Below are 21069 nucleotides of genomic sequence, written 5' to 3'. Positions count from 1 at the left end.
AATCGCACTGTTTGCACTCCGGCTCAGGCGGCCGGCACCATCAGCGCGACCTGCCAGACGATCCAGACGAAGCCGGCGCACGAGGCCAGCGACAACGATTCCCTCACCCAACGCGCCATGACAGCCTCCGGATTGATGTTCCGGGTATGTTCTATGTTCTCGTTGCGTTCACGTCAACCCGGTCGCCCAACCTCTCACCCCGGAGGGTGGAAGCCGAGCAGGGTCAGCGTCGAGGCCAGGGCGGCGGAGTTGGTGGACTGGGTCTTGCGCAGCAGGCTGCCGCGGAAGAACTCGACCGTCCGGGGGCTGAGGGACAGGGTCTGGGCGATCTGTTTGGTGGTGCGGCCGGCGACGATCAGTTCCGCCACCTGGCGCTCGCGCCGGGTCAACGTCATCAGCTCCTGCCGGGGCGCCGTCTTCAGCACCTCCAGGCCGCGCTTCACCGCCGCGATGAGGACGTCGGGATTGGTCGGCTTCTGGATGACGTTGTCGACCCCCAGGCGCATGGCGTCGACCGTGGTCGTCACGTCCACGAAGGCGCTGATCAGCACCACGGCGTGGCGGCCCAGCGCGCAGAAGGCGGCGACCAGATCCAGGCCCTCGACGCCCGGCAGCTTCAGGTCGACCACGATACAGGTCGGGTCGGCGTCCGACGCCCACATCAGGGCGTCCAGGGGATCGGAGAAGCCGACCGGGTCGTAGCCCGACTCCCGGAACAGGAGCAGCAGGGTCTGCAGGATCGCGGGGTCGTCATCGATGACCAGGATTTCCCTGGTGACCGCCGCGTCCGTCTGGCGCGACCGGTTGGCGGCGGGGGGAACGAGCTCGCCGCGATCAGGTTTGCCGCCGGGGAACAAAGTATCGGGAATCCTGTCGCACCTTCTACTGGCTGCCCGAAAAGGGAGGCTTGGGTCGCTGCTCATCGACCGCCGCCCAGACTAGAGGGCCGTGTCCGCTGCCGTAACCTCGTAGTCTCACGCAATTGCTCGCTGTGGGGGCGGTCTGTATCGCCCGATCGTTCGGAATCGGACTGGAAGGCGTCGGAAATCCCGCTCAATGTCTGCCCTTGAACGACTGATGTACAGGTGGCGAATCCGCCGGGACGCCGAGGGCGAACGCCTGCTGGACCTCAAGATCGAAGCGACGCGGCTGTTCAGCCTGACGGGGACGACCGCCGCGTCCGAGACCTGGGGCCTGCATCTGGTCGAGGGGGCCACGCCCTGCATCGACGCCATGCTGCTGGTGCTGGATTGCTGCCACAGACCCGGAGAGCATTGGGTGATCGAACGCCGCGCGATCGTCGCCCGGGAGTTCGCGGGCCCGACCGCCTCGCGCGTGCGGCTGATGCCCGTGGAGGGCCAGTGGCTCGACCGGGAGCTGGCGCGCACGAGCCCCGATCAGGTGCGCTTGCGGGGCCTGCTCAGCTGGTCCGCCTTTCGGCAGGCCGAAACGACCGCCTCCTGCCAAGGGGAGCTGGCATGGCGCTCGGAGAGCGAATTCCCAGACCTGCGCCTGAACTGAGGCCTGGCCCGATTGTACGGGTGGTCGGCGCCGAACGGCTGTAGACTCGGTTGGGACGCCGCCAGTCATCCGCCTTTTCGGCGGCAGGCGTCCCGGGAACGCCGCCATGGCCAAAGGTCAAGCACGCAGCAACAAGGAAGTCCGCAAACCAAAGGCCGAGAAGCCGAAGCCGCCGATCTCGGTGGGCAGCTCGCCGTTCACCCAGCCGCCGGGGAAGAAGTGAGAGCAGGCAGTAGGCAGTAGGCAGTAGGCAGTAGGCAGTAGGGGCAGAGCGCCCGAAGGCTGCCTACCGCCTTGCCCCTCAGTACTCGTGGCTCTCGGCCGGGCGCTCTTCCAGGTGCCCGTCCTTGATGGCGAAGACGCGGTCCATATGGCCGGCCAGCTCCATGTTGTGGGTGGCGATCAGGGCGGCGACGCCGGTCTGCTTGACCACGTCGTGCAGAGCCTCGAACACCGTCTGGCTGGTGGCCGGGTCCAGGTTGCCGGTCGGCTCGTCAGCCAGCAGCAGGCGCGGACGGTTGGCCAGGGCGCGGGCCACGGCGACGCGCTGACGCTCGCCGCCCGACAGCTGGGACGGCTGGTGCGTCAGGCGCTCGGACAGGCCCAGGGCGACCAGAAGCTCCTCGGCGCGGGCGCGGGCGACGGCCAGCTTGTGGCCGGCGATACGCAGCGGCAGGGCCACGTTGTCCCGGGCGTCGAACTCGGGCAGCAGGTGGTGGAACTGGTAGACGAAGCCGATGCGGTCCAGCCGGATGCGGGTGCGGTCGTGGTCGCTGAGGTCGGCGACGGCCTCCCCGTCGATGCGGACCTCGCCCTCGGTCGGATGCTCCAGCAGGCCGGCGGCGTGCAGCAGCGACGACTTGCCCGAGCCCGAGGGCCCGATCAGGCCGACGATCTCGCCCGGCATGATGTCCAGATCCACGCCGCGCAGCACGGTCAGGCCGCCGGTGGCGGTGTCATAGGTGCGGGTCAGGCCGCGGACAGAAAGGACGGGAGCCGCAACCTTACTCATAGCGAAGCGCCTCGACCGGATCGAGCTTGGCGGCCTGCCAGGACGGGATCAGGCCCGCCACGCAGCTCATGAAGAAGGACCAGACGGTGACCCAGAAGACATCGACCGGGTCGACGAGGGCGGGCACGGCGTCCAGCATGTAGACGTCGGCGTTGAACAGCTGGGTCTGGAACACCCATTCCAGGAAATGCTGGATGGCGCCGATGTTCAGGCAGAACAGCAGGCCCAGCAGCAGGCCGGTCAGGGTGCCCGCCACGCCGATCATGGCGCCGGCGACGAAGAAGATCCGCAGCATGGACGACTGGCTGGCGCCGACGGTGCGCAGGATGGCGATGTCGCGCGTCTTGTTCTTCACCAGCATGACGATGCCGGAAATGATGTTCAGCGCGGCGATGGCGACGACGAGGCCCAGGATGATGCTCATCGCCACCCGTTCGACCTTCAGCGCGCCCCAGAAAGCGGCCAGGCGGTCGCGCCAGTCGGTGACCATGGCGCGGGGGCCGGCGGCGCGTTGCACAGGGATGCGCATGGCCTCGACCCGGTCGGGCTTGTCGATCTTGAGCTCGATCACGTCCCAGCGGCCTTCCTTGCCGTAGAAGATCTGAGCCTGTTCGAGCGGCATGAAGATGAAGGCCTGGTCGAAATCGGCGGTGCCCGAGCTGAACACGCCGCCGACGCGATAGGTCTTCTCCAGTCCGCCCAGGCTGCCGAAGGCGCTCGAGGCGCCGGTCGGGGAATAAAGGGTGATGGGGTCGCCGACGCGCAGGCCCAGCCCCTCGGCCAGGGCCTTGCCGATCAGGACGTTGTCGCCGCCGTAGGCGCCGACGCCGAAGGTCTGTTTCGCGCGGTCGTCAAGGCTGGAGTTGACGTACTCCATCGACGCCAGATCGCCCTTGGAGACGCCGCGGACGATGGCGCCCGTGGTCGCCCCGCCGGCGCGGACGATGCTCTGGTCGTTGGTCATGGGGGTGACGTAGGTCACGCCGGGCACGGTCTTCAGCCGCGTCACGGCGGCGTCGCGGTCGGGCGACTGCAGGATGTCGCCGGTGACGTACATATGGCCGTTGAAGGACAGCATCCGGTCCAGCAACTCGGCGCGGAAGCCGGCCATGATGCTCATCACCACGATCAGGGCCATGACCGCCAGGGCGATGGCGACGTAGGAGATGATCGCGATCAGGGCGATGCCGCCCTCCTTGCGCTTGGCCCTCAGGTAGCGCGCCGCCAGCCCCAGCTCCCAGGCGGAGAAGGGACCGGCGGGCTTCGTCGGCTTCACTGCCGGCGCGGCGTTCGTCATCCGACAAGCCTCGCGATCGCTTCGTCCAGCGGCACGGAGATCTTCTCGCCGGTCGCGCGGCGCTTCAGCTCGACCACGCCGTCGGCCAGGCCCTTGGGCCCGATGGTCAGCTGCCACGGCACGCCGATCAGGTCCGCGGTGGCGAACTTGCCGCCCGGGCGCTCGTCGGTGTCGTCGTAGAGGACGTCCTTGCCCAGGCCTTCCAGCCTGGCCACGGCCTCTTCGCAGGCGGCCGAGACGGCCTCGTCGCCGGCGCGCAGGTTGATCACCATCACGTCGAACGGCGCGACCGAGTCCGGCCAGATGATGCCGCCGGCGTCGTGGCTGGCCTCGATGATGGCGCCCAGCAGACGCGACACGCCGACGCCGTAGCTGCCCATGTGGACCTCGGTGTCCTGGCCGTCCGGGCCGGCGACCTTGGCCTTCATCGGGGCCGAGTATTTGGTGCCGAAGTAGAAGATGTGGCCGACCTCGATGCCCCGCGCCGACAGGCGGTCGCCCTCGGCGGTCTGGGCCTCGAACGCGGCGGCGTCGTGCATTTCCTCGGTCGCGGCGTACAGGGCCGTGCGGGCGTCGAAGACGCCTTCCAGCTGCTCGACGCTGAGGTTGTGGCCCGGCGCATCCATCTCGACCAGCTTGCGGTCGCAGAAGACCTCGCTCTCGCCGGTGTCGGCCAGGACGATGAACTCATGGCTCAGGTCGCCGCCGATGGGGCCGGTGTCGGCGCGCATCGGCACCGCCTTCAGGCCCAGACGCGAGAAGGTGTTCAGATAGGCGGCGAACATCCGCTTGTAGGCGATGCGGGCCGAGGCCTCGTCCAGGTCGAAGGAATAGGCGTCCTTCATCAGGAACTCGCGGCCGCGCATCACGCCGAAGCGCGGACGGCGCTCGTCGCGGAACTTCCACTGGATGTGGAAGAGGTTCAGCGGCAGCGCCTTGTAGCTCTTCACGAAGCTGCGGAAGATGTCGGTGACCATCTCCTCGTTGGTCGGTCCGTACAGCAGCTCGCGCTCATGACGGTCGGTGATGCGCAGCATCTCCGGACCGTAGGCGTCGTACCGCCCCGATTCGCGCCACAGGTCAGCCAGTTGCAGCGTCGGCATCAGCAGTTCGACGGCCCCTGCCCGCTCCTGCTCCTCGCGGACGATCTGCTCGATCTTGCGCAGCACCCGCAGGCCCAGCGGCAGCCAGGCGTAGATGCCCGCCGCTTCCTGTTTGATCAGGCCGGCGCGCAGCATCAGCTGGTGGGAGACGATCTGGGCGTCCGAAGGCGCCTCTTTCAGCGTGGGCAGGAAGTAGCGCGACAGGCGCATGGGGAGAATCCGGCAAGACGGGCGTGGGACAGGAGCTTTAGCCGGGTCAGAGGGGCGAAAGCTAGGCGGTCGTGGTCGCGGCCTGTCTTTGCGTCAACACCCGCGCCAACAACCGGCGCGCCGGTCCGTCGAACCAGCGCGCCGCGACAAATGCGGCGACCAGGCTGACGGTTCCCCCGAGCGCCGAGGCCAGCGGCCTCTCGCCCAGCATCTGGCCGAAGCCCATCACGATCGGCCCGTGCAGGATGTAGAGCGGATAGGACATCAGGGCGAGGACGGCGGCGGCCCGGCTCGCGCGCGGCGACAGACGGGCGGTGATCGCCGAGACGGTGATCAGAGGCAGGACCAGCAGGACGGCGGCGGCGTCGATCAGGCCGTTCCAGCCGGCCACGTCCGGCAGCAGCATCACGGCCACGAACAGGCCGAACGCCACGGCGGCGGGCCAGTGCAGCGTCAGCCGCCCGGCCGCCCACATCCGGTGCAGCAGGACCCCCAGCGGGAAGGCGAACAGGATGCGCGCCGCGCCTCCGGCCATGGACGCGCCATGATGACCCAGCGAGCCGCTGTCGGCGGACAGGAAGGTCGTGGTCACGGCGATGGCGCCCAGGGCGACCAGCATGGTCAGGATGCGGTCGCTGAGCCGCCGGGCGAAGATCGCATAGAGGATGTTGGCGGCCATCTCGAAGAACAGCGACCAGGCGGGCCGGTTCAGGTTGAAGATCTGCACGTCGGCGCCCAGCGGCAGCGGGATCATCAGGACCGCGGCGGCGATAAGCACGGCCAGGGCGGCGAAACCGTCGAGGCCAGTGGCGACGCTGGCGAACACCGCCGCGCCGATCGCCGTGCCCAGCAGGTACAGCGGCCAGAGCCGGACGATCCGCGTGCGGATGAAGGCGCCGACGCTCCAGCCGTCCAGCAGCCGACGCTCATAGGCGTGGGCCACGACGAAGCCGGACATGATGAAGAACAGATCGACCGCCAGGTAGGCGTGAGGGACCAGCCGGTCGAGCGGCGGCAGGTGCAGGGCCAGGACGGCGAAGGCGGCGACGCCGCGCAGGCCGTCCAGGGCCATGAAATGGCTCTTGGGCGCCTCCGCCCGCGTGATCTCATCCGCCCCCATCGGCGAGGGATGTAACCGGCAAGGGTTAAAGCGCGGTGCAGGGCAATCTAGGGGTGCGGCAGGCCGATGCCGTAACGCGCCGCCAGATAGGGGATGATGGCCTCGTCCTGCAGGAAGCGGCGGCCGGTGGCCGCGCTGGTGTTCGCCTCGGGCCAGTCGAAGGTCTGGTCTAGCACCAGCAGCGGACAGGACTGGTGGTCCTCCCCGACCTCGGCGATCACGGCCGGACGCGGGCGCGGGTGGTCCAGGTATCTGATTTCCAGCTGCTCGCGCAGGGCCGGATAGAAGGACAGCACGCCCTCGACGATCGCGCCCGCCGGGCAGTACCAGGGGCCGCCGGCGTCGTCATGCCAGCCGGGGTTCAGGAGATAAAGGCGATCAGTCACGGCGCGTTCCTAGACCGGCGGCGTGAGGTCAGGCAGGGGCATCCAGCCGGTGCCGACCAGCACCATGATCAACAGCCAAACCAGCGCCGACACCCAGGTGGTGGTGATGAATTTGCGCTTCAGTTGCGGATTGACCGGCGCTCCCCACTGGCTGCCGTCGGTCGGCTTTTCCTGGGCCTGCTGGTTCATGCCGATCGGCAGAACGGCGAACAGCACAGTCCACCAGCAGACGAGATAGATGCCGATGATGGTCGGTATGCCGATCGGGAAGGACATCAGTGGGCTCCGTCCTTGGGGGTTTCCATCAGTTCGACCAGCACGCCGCCCATGTCTTTCGGGTGGACGAAGATGATCGGGGTTCCGTGGGCGCCGATGCGCGGTTCGCCCGTCCCGAGGATAGTCGCGCCCTTGGCCCTGAGGGCGTCGCGGGCGGCGAGGATGTCCTCGACCTCGAAACAGACGTGGTGCTGGCCGCCCTTGGGGTTCTTGGCCAGGAACCCGTGGATCGGGCTGTCCTCGCCGAGCGGCTCGATCAGCTCGATCTGGCTGTTGGGCAGGTCGACGAAACAGACGCGGACGCCCTGCGCCGGCAGGTCGAACGGCTCATGGGCCTTCGAGGCACCGAGCAGGTCGCGATACAGGGCGACGCTGGCCTCGATGGAGGGCGTGGCGACGCCGACGTGGTTCAGTCTACCGATCATCCGGCTGCTTTAGCGGGTGTCCTCGCCCGCTCAAAGAGAAAGGGCGTCGCAGCCGTCGCCGCGACGCCCTCCTTTTCACTCTCCGACCGTCCCTACTGCTGCAGCGGGAACGGGTCCGTCGGCGTGGGCCGGGTCGGGACCGGCATGCGCGGCAGGGGCTCGTCGCTGTTGGCGGCGTTCAGCAGGAAGGTCGCCAGGATGACGGCGGCCTGGCGCAGGTCGTCGGCCCGCATGTGGTCATAGCTGTCGATCGAGGTGTGGTGCAGGCGCGCGCCGTAGTCGAGCGGGTCCTGGATGAACTGGAAGCCCGGCACGCCGACGGTTTGCATGTAGACGTGGTCAGTGCTGCCCGAGGTGCGCATCGACACCGTGGTGGCGCCCATGGCGTTGAAGGGCCTCAGCCACTCCTGGAAGATCGGCGCGGCGGCGACATTGCCCTCGGCGTTGATGCCGCGGATCTTGCCCGAGCCGTTGTCCAGGTTGAAGTAGGCGACCAGATCGCCGTGGCCGGCGCGCGGCTGGATCGGCCAGCGCTGGCGCCAGGTGCGGTTGTTCGGCAGGGCGTCCAGCTGGGCGTCGCCCAGCGGGGCGCGGGTGGCGACGTATTTGTCGACATAGGCCAGCGACCCGAGAATGCCCTGCTCTTCCCCGCTCCACAGGGCGAAGCGGATGGTGCGCTTGGGCCGCACGTTCATGGCCCGCAGGATGCGCGCGGCCTCCATGACGACAGCGCTGCCGGCGGCGTTATCGACGGCCCCGTCCGAGGCGGCCCAGCTGTCCAGGTGGGCGCCGGCCATGACGTATTCGCCCGAACGGCCCGTGCCCGGAATGTCGGCCAGGATGTTGTAGGCGTTGGTGTCTTCCTCGTGGAAGCGGACCTCGCTCATCAGTTCGAGGCGCGGCTTGGCGTCCTCGGTCAGGGCCAGGCGGGCCAGACGGCGATAGTCCTCGGCCGCCAGCTCCATGCCCGGCGTCTTGCGCTGGTCGTCCATGCGGTAGCCCGAGCCGTTGCCGTGCAGCAGGCCGCCGTCGCGGGCGGACATACGGACCCAGGCCAGGGCGCCCTCTTCCTGCAGGAAGGCGTCCATCTGCCGGGCGAACTCCAGCTCGCGCAGCGCGCCGGTCGACGGCGCCGAATGGTTGGGCAGGTTATAGGTGTTGGCGTTGCGCAGGTCGTCTTCGGTCAGCCGACGGAAGGCCGGATCGGTCGGCTCGGACCCGGCGGTGGGGCGCGAGACCAGCACGATCTTGCCCGCAAGCTTGCCGCGCCACTTCGCGAAGTCGCCGGCGGAGGTCATCGGGGCGACGACCACGTCGCCGCTGATCACGCCGTTGGTGCCGGGCGTCCAGGCGATCGGGATGGCGCGCAGGTCGAGCGGGCGCGGCGCGGTCATGCGCGCGCTGGAGCGGACGACCGACCAGCCGCGGCCGAAGTCGAACGGATCGGCGCGGACGTTGGACAGGCCCCAGTCGCGGAACTGCTGCTGGGTCCAGGTCTCGGCCTGGCGCATCTGCGGCGAGTTGGTCATCCGCCCGCCGATCCGGTCGGTCAGCCAGGCGGCGGTCTGCATGACCTGGCTGTGGTTCAGTCCCTGGTCGATGATGCCGTTGACGGCGACGAGATCCGGCGACTGGGCGGCGGCGGACGTGGCGAACGGAACGGCCGTCAACGCCAGGGCGGTGGCGGACAACAAGGCGGCAAGACGCATGGAAACTCCCCTGAATCACTGAACGGCGGCGATAGGACCCCAAGCCTGACCGTTGTGCAAAGGAAGAACGTCGCTGACGTGTCAGTCCGTCGCGTCGTCCACGTCGATCGCCTCGGCCACCAGCCGGCGCCAGACCGGATCGGCAGCATCGACCAGATCGCAGTCCTCCAGCAGGGCCACCGCCGCGCCGCCGTCAGGCAGGATCAGGCCCAGCACGTCCATCTCGTCGCCGTCGGGTCCGATATGGCTTTCAGCCTGGACGGCGACCGCCGCCTGCTCGCCGTCGGCCTCCCACCAGATCAGCGGCTGGGGCAGGTCCATGTCGATGACGCGAGGGTCCTCGGTGTCGCCCAGGGCGAAGACGGCCTTCTTGGCCTGCACGTCGTCCAGGGTCGCGACCCGGCCCGTGAAGGGGATCAGGCGGGTCCAGTCGTCGGCGTCGTAGCCGCCGCCATCCTCGCCGAAGTCGATCTGGTCGTCGCTCATCGTTCGCTCCCGCTGCTCGCGTACGAAAAAGGCCGACGGTCGAAACCGTCGGCCTTCGTCATTTTATCAGCTCCGTCCGAAGACGGAACGGACGGGCTTAGTTACCGCCCATCATGGAGGCGACTTCGGCGGCGAAGTCCGGGCCTTCGACCTTCTCGACGCCTTCACCCAGAGCCAGGCGGACGAAGCCGGCCAGGTGCAGGCCGGGGGCGCCCAGTTCCTTGCCCGCGTCGGCGACCAGCTGCTCGATGGTCACGTCGGGGTTCATGACGAACGGTTGCTTGGTCAGCACCACGTCCTTCTGGAACTTGTTGATCTGGCCTTCCACGATCTTGGCGATCATGGCTTCCGGACGGCCTTCTTCCTTGGCCTTCTCGGTCAGGACCTGACGTTCCTTCTCGATCGCGGCCGGGTCCAGATCGTCGGTGTTCAGCGACAGCGGGGCGGTCGCGGCGACGTGCATGGCGATCTTGCGGCCCAGTTCGCGCAGGGCGGCCTTGTCGCCGCCGCCGTGCAGGGCGACCAGCACGCCGATGCGGCCCAGGTTCGGAGCCACGGCGTTGTGGACGTAGGAGGCGACGACGCCTTCATCGACCGACAGGCGAGCGGCGCGACGCAGCTGCATGTTCTCGCCGATGGTCGCGATCATGTTGGTGACCTCGGCCTCAACGGTGTTGCCGTTTTCCAGCTCGGCGCCGTGCAGGGCTTCGACGCTGTGGTGCTCCAGGCCCTTCAGGGCGAAGGCCTTGGCGGCGTTCTGGAACAGCTCGTTGCGGGCGACGAAGTCCGTTTCCGAGTTGAACTCGATCGCGGCGCCGATTTCGCCCTTGCCGTCTTCCTTCGACGCGACGGCCACCAGGCCCTCGGCGGCGACGCGGTCGGCCTTCTTGGCGGCCTTGGACAGGCCCTTGGCGCGCAGCCAGTCGATCGCGGCGTTGATGTCGCCGTCGGTCTCTTGCAGCGCCTTCTTGCAGTCCATCATGCCGACGCCGGACTTGGCGCGCAGTTCCATGACGAGGGCGGCGGTGATCTCGGCCATTGTATAGCTCCTTGGGGTATTCGAATGCGGTAACGGCCGGGAGTTACCCCGGCCGTATGTCAGTTAGACGTACGGCCTTCATACGAAGGCCGGTGCGATCCTCAGACCGCGGCCTTGTCGGTTTCGACGGCGTCGAGCGCTTCGGTCGTCGCTTCCTGGGCGGCTTCGTCAGCGACGGCCGGTTCGGCAGCGGCGGCTTCCAGCTCGGCGGCGACGGCTTCCGTGCCGGCCGGAGCGGCGTCAGCGGCGACCGGGGCCGAGGCCTCGCGCAGCATCGGCTCTTCCGGGTTCACGGCGGCGCCCAGGTCCACGCCCGAGGCCGACTGGCCGGCGGCCAGGCCGTCCAGGACGGCGTCGGCGACCAGGTCGCAGTAGGTCTGGATGGCGCGGGCGGCGTCGTCGTTGCCCGGGACCGGATAGGTGATGCCGTCCGGATCCGAGTTGGTGTCCAGGATGGCGACGATCGGGATGTTCAGCTTGCGGGCTTCCTGGATCGCGATCGCTTCCTTGTTGGTGTCGATCACGAACATGATGTCGGGGATGCCGCCCATGTCCTTGATGCCGCCCAGCGAGGCGTCCAGCTTGTCACGCTCGCGCTGCAGGCTCAGCAGCTCGCGCTTGACGCGGCCTTCGCCGCCGGATTCCAGCAGGCTGTCCAGTTCGCGCAGGCGGGCGATCGAACCCGAGACGGTCTTCCAGTTGGTCAGCGTGCCGCCGAGCCAACGGTTGTTCATGTAGTACTGGGCGCAACGCTTGGCGGCTTCGGCCACCGGGTCCGACGCCTGGCGCTTGGTGCCGACGAACAGGACGCGACCGCCCTTGGCGGCGACGTTGCGGATCTCGACCAGCGCCTGGTGCAGCAGCGGCATGGTCTGCGACAGGTCGATGATGTGGATGTTCGAGCGGGCGCCGAAGATGTAGCGGTCCATCTTCGGGTTCCAGCGGTGCGTCTGGTGACCGAAGTGAGCGCCGGCTTCGAGCAGCGAACGCATGGAGAATTCAGGCAGAGCCATGATCGGGTGTTCCTTTTTCCGATAGACGTTGCGTGGGCGTTTTAAAGATCCGGACGGACCCTCGGAATGGAGCGGTCGGGGATGTCTCCCCCGGCTGCGCCACGCCCACGTGCGAAGTGCGCGGGCCAAATAGGCGGGATGGGCCGAAATAGCAAGCATGGACGGCGTCCGCAGGTTCGATCATCCTGCCCGTTCGCTTTCCGAGGGGCCTGTAGAATGCGAAATCCGATCATCGCGGCGGTCGCCGCCGTCCTGCTGTTCGCGTCGCCGGCCGTCGCGCAGAGCGACCTGGAGGCGCGCCGCGCCGCCGCCCATGCGCTGATCGACGCCTCGCTTGCGAGCTTCCTCAATGACAGTGCTCCGAACCAGCGGGCCCAGCTGGCGGCGCTGCCCGGAATCAAACCGAGCGAGCGGGCGGCCCTGAACAAGGCGTTCGACGAGGGTTTCCCCGCCATGGTCCGCGAAGCCCAGGATTTCGCCGCCAACGCCGTGGCGGACGAATGGCCGCTGGAGCAGTTGCAGGATCCGTCCAATGTGGACGGGGCGCGGCTTGACGCCCTGATCGCGCGCATGGAGCCGACGATGACGGCCGTGGGGGAGCGTTTCGCCTTCAAGGTCGTCCAGACCGGCTGCTCGGCCGACGCCGAACCCTCGGTCGCCTGCACCCGGATACTGACGGCAATTCGCGGGAGAGAAGCCGCGCGCTAGTCCGGATGGCGCTCCAGCCGGATGTCCCGGACCGCGGTCCAGGTTCCGTCCGGCGTCCGGTCCAGCCGCACGATCCCCGATCCGCCCCGCCCCTCCTGCCGGGCGCGATAGGCGGCGTCGACGCCGAACTCGCCGTCGAAGACCACGTCATCGATGTAATAGGGCCGCCGCCCCGGTTCCCGCAGGAACAGGTGCACATGGGCAGGCATGGTCATGTCCGGATAGGGCGCGGGCTTGATGGTGTCGAAGGCGTACCGTCCCTGGGCGTCGGAGCGCACCCAGCCGCGCAGGCGGCCGTGACGCCGGCTCCAGGTCGTTTCCGTCGTCCCGTTCGCATAGAGGCCGGCGGCGTTGGTGTGGTGGGCGTAGATGACCACGCCTTCGACGGGCGCAGCGCCGTCGGCGGACAGGACCCGGCCGGTCAGCCGCATCCGTTCGCCCGGCTCGTTAGGGCCGGCCAGGCGGAGGCTTGGCGGCAGGCCGGAAGGCTCGCGCTCCGACACCGCCTCGCAGCCTTCGCAGGCGTAGAGGTTGGGGCGGACCTGGGCATTCCCGGACGGCGGTTCTTCGGCCCGGGTCTCGGCCGAGCGACTGCCGCAGGCGCAGACGACAAGCGCGCCGCCGAACAGGCTGAGACCGAACGCGCGTCTGTCCATGGCTCCGTATCCACCGCACCATCGATGACGATACGCCCGAACCGCGATCCGGAAAAACGGCGTTTCGCCGCATGGACGGCTGATGAAAGGCCGCCCAGGCCGGTTCCTTCGCCTAGCCGTCATCCTCGACGGGATAGTACTCGAGGCCGTTTCCGACCTGTTCGATGGTCAGGAGCGGGCCGGCCGGCAGGGTGGACCAGACCGCCGGCGGATCCTTGTCCACGTCGATGGTCGACCGCACCGTGCTGACACGCCGCGTCAGGAAGTTGACGCTGCGGTCCAGGGTGGCGCCGGTGTTGCGGCTGACCTCGGCGTAGTCGTGTCCGATCAGGCGCAGGGCGCCGTCTCGCCAGCGGAAGCGCGAGACCGAATTCCACATGGTCCAGCCGCCGGCCGACGCGAAGTAGTGCAGCGGGATCGACAGCGTCCCGTTGCGGATCTCCGGAGCGCTTTCCAGCACGTCCTCCAGCGCCGGTTCGAGGGGGCGCGGGATGAAGGTGTGGTTCCGCACCACGAGGTCATAGCCGCCGTCCCGGGCCAGGGCCACGATCAGGAGGCGGGGGTTGGTATCCAGCGTGTCCGCTCCGAAACCGTCATTCCGGACTCGGTTGGCCGGGTCGTGCTGTTTCAGGACAAGGACCACGTCCGCGGCGCCGTCGCCGTTCAGGTCGCCCGCGACGCGATGTTCGATCCGCCAGCCCTCCGGCGCCAGGGCCGCCGGATCGCTGAAGCGGGACGGCAGGGGCGGATAGACGGCGGGCGGGACGCCGAGGGGGGTGTCGTCACCGACGGGCACGACCGCGCCCGCCAAGACTTGCGGCGGCGTCGGCGAGGCGGGAGCCTGGGGGGTGGTCGGCGGAACCGGCGCGCGCGGAGCATCGGGCGCATCGGTCGGCTGCCCACAGGCCGCGAGGAGCAGGCAGGCGGCTGTCGCAAGACTCGGTTTCATAAGGGGCCCCTTTCGGCCACCCTGCAGCACTTCCGGGCCGCCGTCACGTCCCGCGCGGCTTGACCCGGTTTGTCGGCGCGGCGACGGACGGGTCTTCTGGCCAGGGGTGGCGCGGATAGCGGCCGCGCATGTCGGCGCGCACGTCCTTCCATGAGCCGGCCCAGAAGCCCGGCAGGTCCTTGGTCATCTGGATCGGCCGTCGCGCGGGCGACAGCAGAGCCAGGGTCAGCGGCGTGCCGCGCCCCACGGTCGGGTGGACCTTGACCCCGAACAGCTCCTGCACCCGGATATCGACGCGCGGACCGCCTTCGGCGGCGTAGTCGATGGACGCCGAGCCCAGCGGCGTCTCCAGCCGTTCGGGCGCGAGATCGTTCAGGGCGCGCTGGCGGTCCCACGGGATAAGGGTGCGCAGGCCGTCGGCCAGGGCGCCGTCCGGGATGGCCGTCAGCGACTGGACACTGTCCAGCAGGGGCCAGAGCCAGGTCTCGCGCTGCGCATGCAGGCCGTCGTCCGACACGTCCGGCCAGCCGTCGTCGAAGGTGCGCAGGAAGGCGAGGCGCGCGCGCAGGGCCAAGGCGCGCTCGCCCCAGCGGATCGCCTTGAGCCCGTCGGTCTCGGCCTCGGTCTTCAGGGCGGCGGTGACGGCCTTGCGGTCGGGCGCGCCCATCAGCTTCTCATCGACCACGATGGCCCCGATCCGGCGGATGCGCTTCAGCACCATCCGGCCGGAGGGTTCGCGGGTCAGCCGGTCCTCGACCTCGAGGCGATGATCCAGCGCGGCGGGATCGACCGGGGCGGCCAGGCGGATGCGGTCGCGGGCGTCCCCTCCCCCGAGTTCGGCCACCGCCAGCCAGGCTTCGCGGGCCATGACGTCGGTGGGGTCCAGGAACGCGCCGCGGCCCGAGGCCAACAGGAATTCGCCGGGCTTGCCCCGCGCCTTGGCCACCCGCTCGGGGAAGGCCTCGGCCAGCAGGGCCCCGGGATCGGCGTCGCCGCCCTTCCCGCCTCCCGCCGCCTTCGCCCAGCGCTCGACCAGCTTCATGGCGTCGCGGGCGCGCGGCGAGCGATCGCGTTCCAGCCCCTTCAGCCGCTCGGACAGGTCGACGCCATTTCCGCCCAGACCCGGTTCGCTGAGCACGGCGGCGATGCGGGCGCCCAGGTCGGCGTCTTCCTGATCGCTGGCTACGGCGACCATGTGCGCCAGCCGGGGCGACAGGGGGATGCGGGTCAGGCGCCGCCCGTGCTCGGTCAGGCCGCCGTCGGGGTCCAGCGCGTCCAGCCGCTGCAGCACCTTGCGCGCCTCGGCGAAGGCGCCGGCGGGGGGCGGGTCCAGCAAGGCCAGCCCCTCCGGCGAGCGCGCGCCCCAGCGGGCCAGATCCAGCGCGAACGCGGTCAGGTCAGCCTCGAGGATTTCCGGCCGCTGGTGCGCCACCAGTCCCCGCGTCTGTTCCTCGTCCCAAAGGCGGTAGCAGACGCCCGGCTCGACCCGGCCCGCGCGGCCCCTGCGCTGTTCGGCGGAAGACCGGCTGACCTTGACGGTCGCCAGCCGGGTCAGGCCGCTGGAGGGTTCGAAGCGGGGCACGCGGGACAGGCCGCCGTCGATGACCACGCGCACGCCCTCGATAGTCAGGCTGGTCTCGGCGACCGAGGTGGCCAGCACGATCTTGCGGCGTCCGGCGACGGCTGGTTCGATGGCGCGGTCCTGCTCGCCCTTGTCCAGCGCGCCGTACAGGGGGATGACGCCGGCGTTGGCGGGCAAGCGCTCGCCCAGCGCTCGGGCGACCCGATGGATCTCACCCTGTCCCGGCAGGAAGACGAGGATGGAGCCGGTCTCCTCTGCCAGCGCCTGGCGCACGGCGCGGGCGACGGCGTCCTCGAACCGTTCAGCGGCGCCGCGGCCCAGATAGCGAGTCTCGACCGGGAACATCCGGCCCTCGGCCTCGATCACCGGCGCCCATTCCCCCAAAGAATTGGCCAGAAGCTTCGACACTCCGGCGATGTCCAGCGTCGCCGACATGACCAGCAACCGCAGGTCCTCGCGCAGCAGGCCCTGCGCCTCCCGCGCCAGCGCCAGGCCGAGGTCGGCGTCCAGGCTGCGTTCGTGGAATTCGTCGAACAGCACCGCGCCGACCCCGTCCAGCGCCGGGTCGTCCAGAATCATGCGGGTGAAGACGCCCTCGGTGATGACCTCGATGCGGGTCTTCGGCCCGATGCGACTCTGCAGACGGGTGCGGTAGCCGACGATTCCGCCCGCCTGTTCGCCCAACGAGGCGGCCATGCGGTCGGCGGCGGCGCGTGCGGCGAGGCGTCGCGGTTCCAAGACCAGCACCCGCCCCTCGCCCAGCCACGGCTGATCCAGCAGGGTCAGAGGCACGACCGTGGTCTTGCCCGCGCCCGGCGGGGCGGCCAGCACGGCGGCGTTGCTCTGCGCCAGCGCGGCCTTCAGCGGTTCAAGAACGGCGTGGATGGGAAGCGTCGTCATGCGGCTCAGTAGCGCAATGCGCGAGGAGCGCGCCAAGAAAGCTGCGGTCTAGCGGCAACGAGGCAGGTCATCAAAGCGTCGCGACAGGTTCACGCTTCGGAAACCGCGTTGCCACTGGCCCTTCACCCCGCTAGCGTCCGCGCCAAAGCAGCGAGAGGGCTGCTAAATAAGTCGGAGGGGTAATCTTATGTGGCGCGTTAAATCGCTCGACGCGATTCTGGCCACGGCCGAGAAGAAGTCGCTTCATCGGTCGCTCGGCCCGGTTCAACTGACCCTGTTGGGGGTCGGCGCGATCATCGGCACCGGGATCTTCGTACTCACCGCGGCCGCCTCGCAGAAGGCCGGCCCGGGCATGATGTACAGCTTCATCATCGCCGGCGCCGTCTGCGCCGTCGCCGCGCTCTGTTACTCGGAACTGGCCGCCATGGCCCCGGTTTCGGGCTCGGCCTACACCTATACCTACGCCGTGATGGGCGAACTGCTGGCCTGGACGGTCGGCTGGGCGCTGATCCTGGAGTATGCGGTGGCCGCATCCGCCGTGTCGGTTGGGTGGTCCGGCTATGTGCTGGGGTTGATCGAGAACGCGCTCCACTTCGACTGGCCTGACAAACTTCAGGCCGGACCGGTCTGGACGATGAACGGCTTCATTCCGACGCCGGACTTCTCGGCGGGGCTCATCAACGTGCCGGCGATCGTCGTCGCCCTGGCCGTGACCCTGCTGCTGATGATCGGCACCACGGAAAGCGCCCGCGTCAACGCCATCCTGGTGGCCATCAAGGTTGCCGCCCTGACCGCCTTCATCGTGCTGACCCTGCCGGTCATCAAGTCCGGCAACTTCCAGCCCTTCGCGCCGAACGGCTGGTTCGGACCGGCAGGCACCACGGGCATGGGCATCGTCGGCGCCGCGGCGTCGATCTTCTTCGCCTACGTCGGCTTCGACGCGGTCTCGACCGCCGCCGAAGAGACCAAGAACCCGCAGCGCAACGTGCCCATCGGCCTGATCGGCTCGCTGGCCATCTGCACCATCTTCTATCTGCTGGTCGCGGCCGGCGCGGTCGGCGCCATCGGCGCCCAACCGGTGCTCGGCGCCGACGGTCACGCCGTCCAGCCGGGCTCGCCCGCCTTCACCGCCGCCTGCGCCCTGGCCCAGAACTCCAGCCAGCTGGTCTGCTCGAACGAGGCCCTGGCCCACGTCCTGCGCGAGATCAACTTCCCGGCCGTCGGAAACGCCCTGGGCATCGCCGCCATGCTGGCCCTGCCCTCGGTCATCCTGATGATGATCTACGGCCAGACCCGCATCTTCTTCGTGATGGCGCGCGACGGCCTGCTGCCGGAGAGCTTCGCCAAGGTTCACCCGAAGTGGAAGACGCCCTACATCGTCACCCTGTTCACCGGTATCGCGGTCGCCATCGCCGGCGCCCTGTTCCCGGTCGGCCAGCTGGCGGACATCTCGAACTCGGGCACCCTGTTCGCCTTCTTCATGGTGTCGCTGGCGGTGCTGATCCTGCGCGTGAAGGAGCCGAACCGTCACCGTCCGTTCAAGACGCCGCTGGTGTGGATCATCGCGCCGATCTCGGCCGCCGGCTGCGCCTTCCTGTTCTGGAACCTGCCGCACGACGCCAAGATGGTGCTGCCGATCTGGGGCGGCATCGGTCTGGTGATCTATTTCCTGTACGGCATCCGCAAGAGCCACATGCGCAAGGGCCATACCGAGGTCCACGAGCAGGACGCCGACATCCCGCCGCCTCCGGGCACGACCTGATCGCCGGCGGAAGACCACAAGACGAAGGCCCGGGAGCGATCCCGGGCCTTTTCCTTTGCGGCGGTCTCGCCTAGAGGCTTCAGCCTACCTATGCGGATGTGGCGGAACTGGTAGACGCACCAGATTTAGGTTCTGGCGCCGAGAGGCGTGGAGGTTCGAGTCCTCTCATCCGCACCATCCTTGTCGGCCTAACGCTCGGGACGCGGCCCTCGCTGCTTGAGGTCGATACTCCTGGCCTATCGCTTGCGGCGCGGCCGCGCGCTGCTTGAGGCCGGCTCAGTCCCAGCTCGGCCAGGTGCTCTCGCCCGTGGGCGCGGGCTGGACGCTGCCGTTGCCGAAGATCAGGTTGATCAGGGTTCCGATCTCCGTCCGCTGCGAGAGCCGCCAGCGCGCCTTGGACACCACCACCAGATCCCAATGGTCCGAGAGCCATCGGCTGTTGCCGAACTGATGCCAGTTCTCATGCTTGCCGGCGTCCAGTTCGCCGTTCTGGACGAGCGCGAAGGTCAGGTTGTCGGGGCTGGCCTGGGTGAGGCTGACCGACAGGCTGTAGACGTCGCCCAGGAGGGTCCCGCTGTCGTCGGCCCGGCCGTCCCAGACGTATTCTCCATTGCTGTGAACCGTCAGGGTCGAGGAGATCTCGACGTCGTTCAGGTCCATGTCGCTGCGGAAGGTCAGGGTCTCCGGACTGAGGACGTCCATCAGGGCCCGGAGCGACTTCGGATAGATTGTCATTCCCGCCTTCTGGAAACGCTCTTCCACGCTCCCCGCCGACGTCCCGAACCGCAAGGCTGTGCGCACGCTGTCTTCCATAGCCGCGTCTCTCCTGCCGGCGTCGCCGACCGTGATCCGGTCGCGCTCGATGCGGGCCCGCCTACCGGCGACCGGCATCATCACCCAAGGTTGCGACACGCACAACATTGTTAGGCCAGTCAGCTGATTTCATATTGTTCTTGATTTGTTCTTATTCTGCGGTACCGTCCGTCCATGGTCGAGATTGCGAAGGGGCGAGGTGCGAGGTCGAACGCGACCGGGCGCTACGAACCGGAAACGGTCGAGGCCTTCGATGACGGATGGACCGATCAGGACGCGGAGGCGGCGCCGCTGCGCACCACCCTGACGCCTGAGACGGCCCGGACGATCATCGCGCGCAACACCAGTCCGGACGTCGGTTTCGACCGGTCCATCAACCCCTACAAGGGCTGCGAACATGGCTGTATCTACTGCTACGCCCGTCCGTCCCATGCCTGGATGGGCCTATCCCCGGGCCTGGATTTCGAGAGCCGGCTCTTCTTCAAGCCCGGCGCAGCGGACCTGCTGGAACAGGAGCTCTGCAAGCCGCGATACGTCTGCAGGCGCATCCACATAGGCGGCAACACCGACCCCTATCAGCCGGTCGAGCGCGAGCTGAAGTCGACGCGGTCGATTCTCGAGGTCCTGCAGAGGTTCAGGCATCCGTTCAGCATCATCACCAAGTCGGTGCTGATCACGCGCGACGTGGACATCCTGGGGCCGATGGGGCGCGACGGGCTGGCTTCGGCCTTCGTCTCCATCACCACGCTTGACCGCAAGCTGGCGCGCGCGATGGAGCCGCGCGCCTCAACCCCTGCCAAACGGCTGGAGGCCGTCTCGCGGCTCGCCGAGGCGGGCGTGCCGGTGGGCGTCGGCTTCGCCCCGGTGATCCCGGGGCTCAACGACCACGAGCTTGAATCCATCCTGGAAGCGGCGGCAAAGGCCGGGGCGACCAGCGCCATGTATGTGACCCTGCGCCTGCCGCTGGAGATCAAGGATCTGTTCCGCGAATGGCTGGCGGACGCCCGGCCGGACCGGGCGGCGCGGGTCATGTCTCTGGTCCGCCAGACCCGGGGCGGCAGGGACTATGATCCCGACTGGTCGCAGCGCATGAAGGGCTCGGGCCCGGTGGCCGAACTGATCGGGACCCGCTTCCGCGCGGCTGTCAAACGCTACGGCCTGGACGGCCCGCGTCCGCTGCTGGACGAAAGCCGTTTCCGCGTTCCCGCCAGCGCCCGCAAGCAGGGCGACCTGTTCGACGCGGCCTGATCCAGCACGCTCACAGAGCGATGGCCCGCCTCAGCCGAACACGAACCCTTTCACCTGCCCGCGATGGGTGGACGAGACCGGCGCCCGCGTTCCGTTCTTCAGAACCACCTCCAGCCGTCGCCCGCTGCGCGCCAGGCGGACGACCGCATCGGCGGCGACCCACCAGGAGCGGTGAACCTGGAGGCCCGGATAGTCCTTCAGTTCGCCGAGCGCGTCGCGCATCCGCATCAGGATCAGGGCCTCGCCGTTGCGCGTGGTGACGCGCAGATAGTGGTCCTCCATGCGGATGCAGACCAACTCGCCCGCGACGCCGGCCGGCAGGCGCGAGAGGAAGCGCACGCCCGGTTCGGCCACGGCCTTCACCGGTTCCGCCCGGCGGCTGGCGGCCAGCTGCAGCAGGCTGATCCCGCCGACGATCAGGGCCGTCACCAGGCAGACGGAGACATAGGTCGCCGTCAGGGTGAGAAACCCGCCGACGAAGGGCGCCTCGGCCACGTCGGAGCGTCCGAACAGCGGGGCGATGACGGCGGCCAGGACCCAGTCCAGTCCTTCGACCAGCGCCCATAGCGGAAGGGCCGCCACGGCGCAGGCGGCGCCGAGGATGACGAGCGCCGAAACCGCGTGGGCCCGCGCCAGCCGCCGGACCAACCGGACCGCCAGGGGAAAGGCCAAGCCGAGCGCGCCGAGCAGGACGGTCCAGTAGGCCAGCCGCAGGGCGAACGGCAGGCCGCCGCTGTCGAACGGCTCCAGCAGCGTCAGGATGAGGACGGGGGCGGCCAGGAAGGCGAGACTCCGCACCAGCGTCCGCCGGTCGTCGGCCGCCCAGAAGGTCACGATATCAAGATCCCGTCCCC

The 21069-nt window shown here is 68.8% G+C and carries 22 protein-coding genes and 1 tRNA gene; 6 read left to right on the top strand and 17 right to left on the bottom strand.

What is annotated here, in order from left to right:
* Positions 1–194: 194 nt before the first annotated feature.
* On the bottom strand, positions 195–857 hold the full coding sequence (locus AC07NB_RS03000; RefSeq protein ID WP_291837045.1) for a response regulator transcription factor: 663 nt from the start codon (positions 855–857) through the stop codon (positions 195–197).
* A 220-nt stretch (positions 858–1077) separates the two neighbouring features.
* On the opposite strand from AC07NB_RS03000, the gene AC07NB_RS02995 reads away from it, so the two are divergent.
* Complete coding sequence (locus tag AC07NB_RS02995; protein ID WP_494570868.1) at positions 1078–1521, top strand: hypothetical protein; 444 nt, start codon at positions 1078–1080, stop codon at positions 1519–1521.
* Positions 1522–1627: 106 nt separating this feature from the next.
* Complete coding sequence (locus AC07NB_RS02990) at positions 1628–1744, top strand: hypothetical protein (RefSeq protein ID WP_291837049.1); 117 nt, start codon at positions 1628–1630, stop codon at positions 1742–1744.
* Between the two features lie 78 nt (positions 1745–1822).
* Here the strand turns inward: AC07NB_RS02990 and AC07NB_RS02985 are convergent, their stop codons facing one another.
* The 11 genes from AC07NB_RS02985 to rpsB all read right to left on the bottom strand — a co-directional run bounded on the left by AC07NB_RS02985 (position 1823) and on the right by rpsB (position 11597).
* Entirely contained in the window at positions 1823–2533 is a 711-nt protein-coding gene (locus AC07NB_RS02985; RefSeq protein ID WP_492313144.1) for an ABC transporter ATP-binding protein, read from the bottom strand.
* Complete coding sequence (locus AC07NB_RS02980; RefSeq protein ID WP_494570867.1) at positions 2526–3830, bottom strand: lipoprotein-releasing ABC transporter permease subunit; 1305 nt, start codon at positions 3828–3830, stop codon at positions 2526–2528. Before AC07NB_RS02980 ends, AC07NB_RS02985 begins: the two co-directional genes overlap by 8 nt.
* On the bottom strand, positions 3827–5143 hold the full coding sequence (gene proS, locus AC07NB_RS02975) for a proline--tRNA ligase (RefSeq protein ID WP_291837055.1): 1317 nt from the start codon (positions 5141–5143) through the stop codon (positions 3827–3829). The genes AC07NB_RS02980 and proS overlap by 4 nt, the downstream gene beginning before the upstream one ends.
* 61 nt (positions 5144–5204) lie before the next feature.
* Entirely contained in the window at positions 5205–6215 is a 1011-nt protein-coding gene (locus AC07NB_RS02970) for an acyltransferase family protein (RefSeq protein WP_494570866.1), read from the bottom strand.
* Between the two features lie 95 nt (positions 6216–6310).
* On the bottom strand, positions 6311–6649 hold the full coding sequence (locus AC07NB_RS02965; RefSeq protein WP_291837059.1) for a DUF3088 family protein: 339 nt from the start codon (positions 6647–6649) through the stop codon (positions 6311–6313).
* A 9-nt stretch (positions 6650–6658) separates the two neighbouring features.
* Positions 6659–6925 carry a DUF1467 family protein gene (locus tag AC07NB_RS02960; protein WP_494570865.1) on the bottom strand — a complete coding sequence of 89 codons (267 nt, stop codon included), beginning with the start codon at positions 6923–6925 and terminating at the stop codon, positions 6659–6661.
* A complete protein-coding gene (gene mce / locus AC07NB_RS02955) occupies positions 6925–7350 on the bottom strand; it encodes a methylmalonyl-CoA epimerase (RefSeq protein WP_494570864.1) in 426 nt (141 codons plus the stop codon). Before mce ends, AC07NB_RS02960 begins: the two co-directional genes overlap by 1 nt.
* A gap of 92 nt (positions 7351–7442) precedes the next feature.
* Positions 7443–9059, bottom strand: a complete 1617-nt coding sequence (locus AC07NB_RS02950) for a M20/M25/M40 family metallo-hydrolase (protein ID WP_494570863.1) — start codon at positions 9057–9059, stop codon at positions 7443–7445.
* An 81-nt stretch (positions 9060–9140) separates the two neighbouring features.
* Entirely contained in the window at positions 9141–9545 is a 405-nt protein-coding gene (locus tag AC07NB_RS02945) for a hypothetical protein (protein WP_291840885.1), read from the bottom strand.
* Between the two features lie 97 nt (positions 9546–9642).
* Positions 9643–10584 (bottom strand): translation elongation factor Ts, encoded by a 942-nt coding sequence (gene tsf, locus AC07NB_RS02940; RefSeq protein ID WP_291840888.1) that lies wholly within the window; start codon positions 10582–10584, stop codon positions 9643–9645.
* Positions 10585–10685: 101 nt separating this feature from the next.
* The gene (gene rpsB, locus AC07NB_RS02935) at positions 10686–11597 is read right to left on the bottom strand and encodes a 30S ribosomal protein S2 (RefSeq protein ID WP_492313150.1); all 912 of its coding nucleotides are present in this window, start codon (positions 11595–11597) and stop codon (positions 10686–10688) included.
* A gap of 216 nt (positions 11598–11813) precedes the next feature.
* Between rpsB and AC07NB_RS02930 the strand changes: the two genes are divergently transcribed.
* Positions 11814–12305 (top strand): hypothetical protein, encoded by a 492-nt coding sequence (locus tag AC07NB_RS02930; RefSeq protein WP_494570862.1) that lies wholly within the window; start codon positions 11814–11816, stop codon positions 12303–12305.
* Here AC07NB_RS02930 and AC07NB_RS02925 read toward each other — a convergent pair.
* From AC07NB_RS02925 to hrpB, 3 genes are all read right to left on the bottom strand, one after another.
* A complete protein-coding gene (locus AC07NB_RS02925) occupies positions 12302–12961 on the bottom strand; it encodes a dioxygenase family protein (RefSeq protein WP_494570861.1) in 660 nt (219 codons plus the stop codon). The genes AC07NB_RS02930 and AC07NB_RS02925 overlap by 4 nt on opposite strands.
* Before the next feature lie 112 nt (positions 12962–13073).
* Positions 13074–13910, bottom strand: coding sequence for a hypothetical protein (locus AC07NB_RS02920; RefSeq protein ID WP_494570860.1), 837 nt, complete (start codon positions 13908–13910; stop codon positions 13074–13076).
* Positions 13911–13953: 43 nt separating this feature from the next.
* The gene (gene hrpB, locus AC07NB_RS02915) at positions 13954–16392 is read right to left on the bottom strand and encodes an ATP-dependent helicase HrpB (RefSeq protein WP_494570859.1); all 2439 of its coding nucleotides are present in this window, start codon (positions 16390–16392) and stop codon (positions 13954–13956) included.
* A 187-nt stretch (positions 16393–16579) separates the two neighbouring features.
* On the opposite strand from hrpB, the gene AC07NB_RS02910 reads away from it, so the two are divergent.
* Complete coding sequence (locus AC07NB_RS02910) at positions 16580–18154, top strand: amino acid permease (protein WP_492313155.1); 1575 nt, start codon at positions 16580–16582, stop codon at positions 18152–18154.
* A 92-nt stretch (positions 18155–18246) separates the two neighbouring features.
* A tRNA-Leu gene (locus tag AC07NB_RS02905) sits at positions 18247–18331 on the top strand.
* Positions 18332–18430: 99 nt separating this feature from the next.
* Here AC07NB_RS02905 and AC07NB_RS02900 read toward each other — a convergent pair.
* Positions 18431–18889, bottom strand: a complete 459-nt coding sequence (locus AC07NB_RS02900; protein ID WP_494570858.1) for a hypothetical protein — start codon at positions 18887–18889, stop codon at positions 18431–18433.
* A 252-nt stretch (positions 18890–19141) separates the two neighbouring features.
* On the opposite strand from AC07NB_RS02900, the gene AC07NB_RS02895 reads away from it, so the two are divergent.
* Positions 19142–20215, top strand: a complete 1074-nt coding sequence (locus tag AC07NB_RS02895; RefSeq protein ID WP_492313157.1) for a PA0069 family radical SAM protein — start codon at positions 19142–19144, stop codon at positions 20213–20215.
* 30 nt (positions 20216–20245) lie between these two features.
* On the opposite strand, the gene AC07NB_RS02890 is transcribed toward AC07NB_RS02895, so the two are convergent.
* On the bottom strand, positions 20246–21049 hold the full coding sequence (locus tag AC07NB_RS02890) for a LytTR family DNA-binding domain-containing protein (RefSeq protein ID WP_494570857.1): 804 nt from the start codon (positions 21047–21049) through the stop codon (positions 20246–20248).
* Positions 21050–21069 lie beyond the last annotated feature (20 nt).

The organism is Brevundimonas sp. GW821-FHT09G01, from assembly GCF_059416065.1.
This window is presented reverse-complemented; position numbering and strand designations above follow the sequence as displayed.

Bases quoted from the DNA above. Each gene is read 5' to 3' on its own strand.
- AC07NB_RS02995 (WP_494570868.1), top strand. From the start codon at position 1,078: ATGTACAGGTGGCGAATCCGCCGGGACGCCGAGGGCGAACGCCTGCTG.
- AC07NB_RS02990 (WP_291837049.1), top strand. From the start codon at position 1,628: ATGGCCAAAGGTCAAGCACGCAGCAACAAGGAAGTCCGCAAACCAAAG.
- AC07NB_RS02985 (WP_492313144.1), bottom strand. From the start codon at position 2,533: ATGAGTAAGGTTGCGGCTCCCGTCCTTTCTGTCCGCGGCCTGACCCGC.
- AC07NB_RS02980 (WP_494570867.1), bottom strand. From the start codon at position 3,830: ATGACGAACGCCGCGCCGGCAGTGAAGCCGACGAAGCCCGCCGGTCCC.
- proS (WP_291837055.1), bottom strand. From the start codon at position 5,143: ATGCGCCTGTCGCGCTACTTCCTGCCCACGCTGAAAGAGGCGCCTTCG.
- AC07NB_RS02970 (WP_494570866.1), bottom strand. From the start codon at position 6,215: ATGGCCCTGGACGGCCTGCGCGGCGTCGCCGCCTTCGCCGTCCTGGCC.
- AC07NB_RS02960 (WP_494570865.1), bottom strand. From the start codon at position 6,925: ATGTCCTTCCCGATCGGCATACCGACCATCATCGGCATCTATCTCGTC.
- mce (WP_494570864.1), bottom strand. From the start codon at position 7,350: ATGATCGGTAGACTGAACCACGTCGGCGTCGCCACGCCCTCCATCGAG.
- AC07NB_RS02950 (WP_494570863.1), bottom strand. From the start codon at position 9,059: ATGCGTCTTGCCGCCTTGTTGTCCGCCACCGCCCTGGCGTTGACGGCC.
- AC07NB_RS02945 (WP_291840885.1), bottom strand. From the start codon at position 9,545: ATGAGCGACGACCAGATCGACTTCGGCGAGGATGGCGGCGGCTACGAC.
- tsf (WP_291840888.1), bottom strand. From the start codon at position 10,584: ATGGCCGAGATCACCGCCGCCCTCGTCATGGAACTGCGCGCCAAGTCC.
- rpsB (WP_492313150.1), bottom strand. From the start codon at position 11,597: ATGGCTCTGCCTGAATTCTCCATGCGTTCGCTGCTCGAAGCCGGCGCT.
- AC07NB_RS02930 (WP_494570862.1), top strand. From the start codon at position 11,814: ATGCGAAATCCGATCATCGCGGCGGTCGCCGCCGTCCTGCTGTTCGCG.
- AC07NB_RS02925 (WP_494570861.1), bottom strand. From the start codon at position 12,961: ATGGACAGACGCGCGTTCGGTCTCAGCCTGTTCGGCGGCGCGCTTGTC.
- AC07NB_RS02920 (WP_494570860.1), bottom strand. From the start codon at position 13,910: ATGAAACCGAGTCTTGCGACAGCCGCCTGCCTGCTCCTCGCGGCCTGT.
- hrpB (WP_494570859.1), bottom strand. From the start codon at position 16,392: ATGACGACGCTTCCCATCCACGCCGTTCTTGAACCGCTGAAGGCCGCG.
- AC07NB_RS02910 (WP_492313155.1), top strand. From the start codon at position 16,580: ATGTGGCGCGTTAAATCGCTCGACGCGATTCTGGCCACGGCCGAGAAG.
- AC07NB_RS02900 (WP_494570858.1), bottom strand. From the start codon at position 18,889: ATGACAATCTATCCGAAGTCGCTCCGGGCCCTGATGGACGTCCTCAGT.
- AC07NB_RS02895 (WP_492313157.1), top strand. From the start codon at position 19,142: ATGGTCGAGATTGCGAAGGGGCGAGGTGCGAGGTCGAACGCGACCGGG.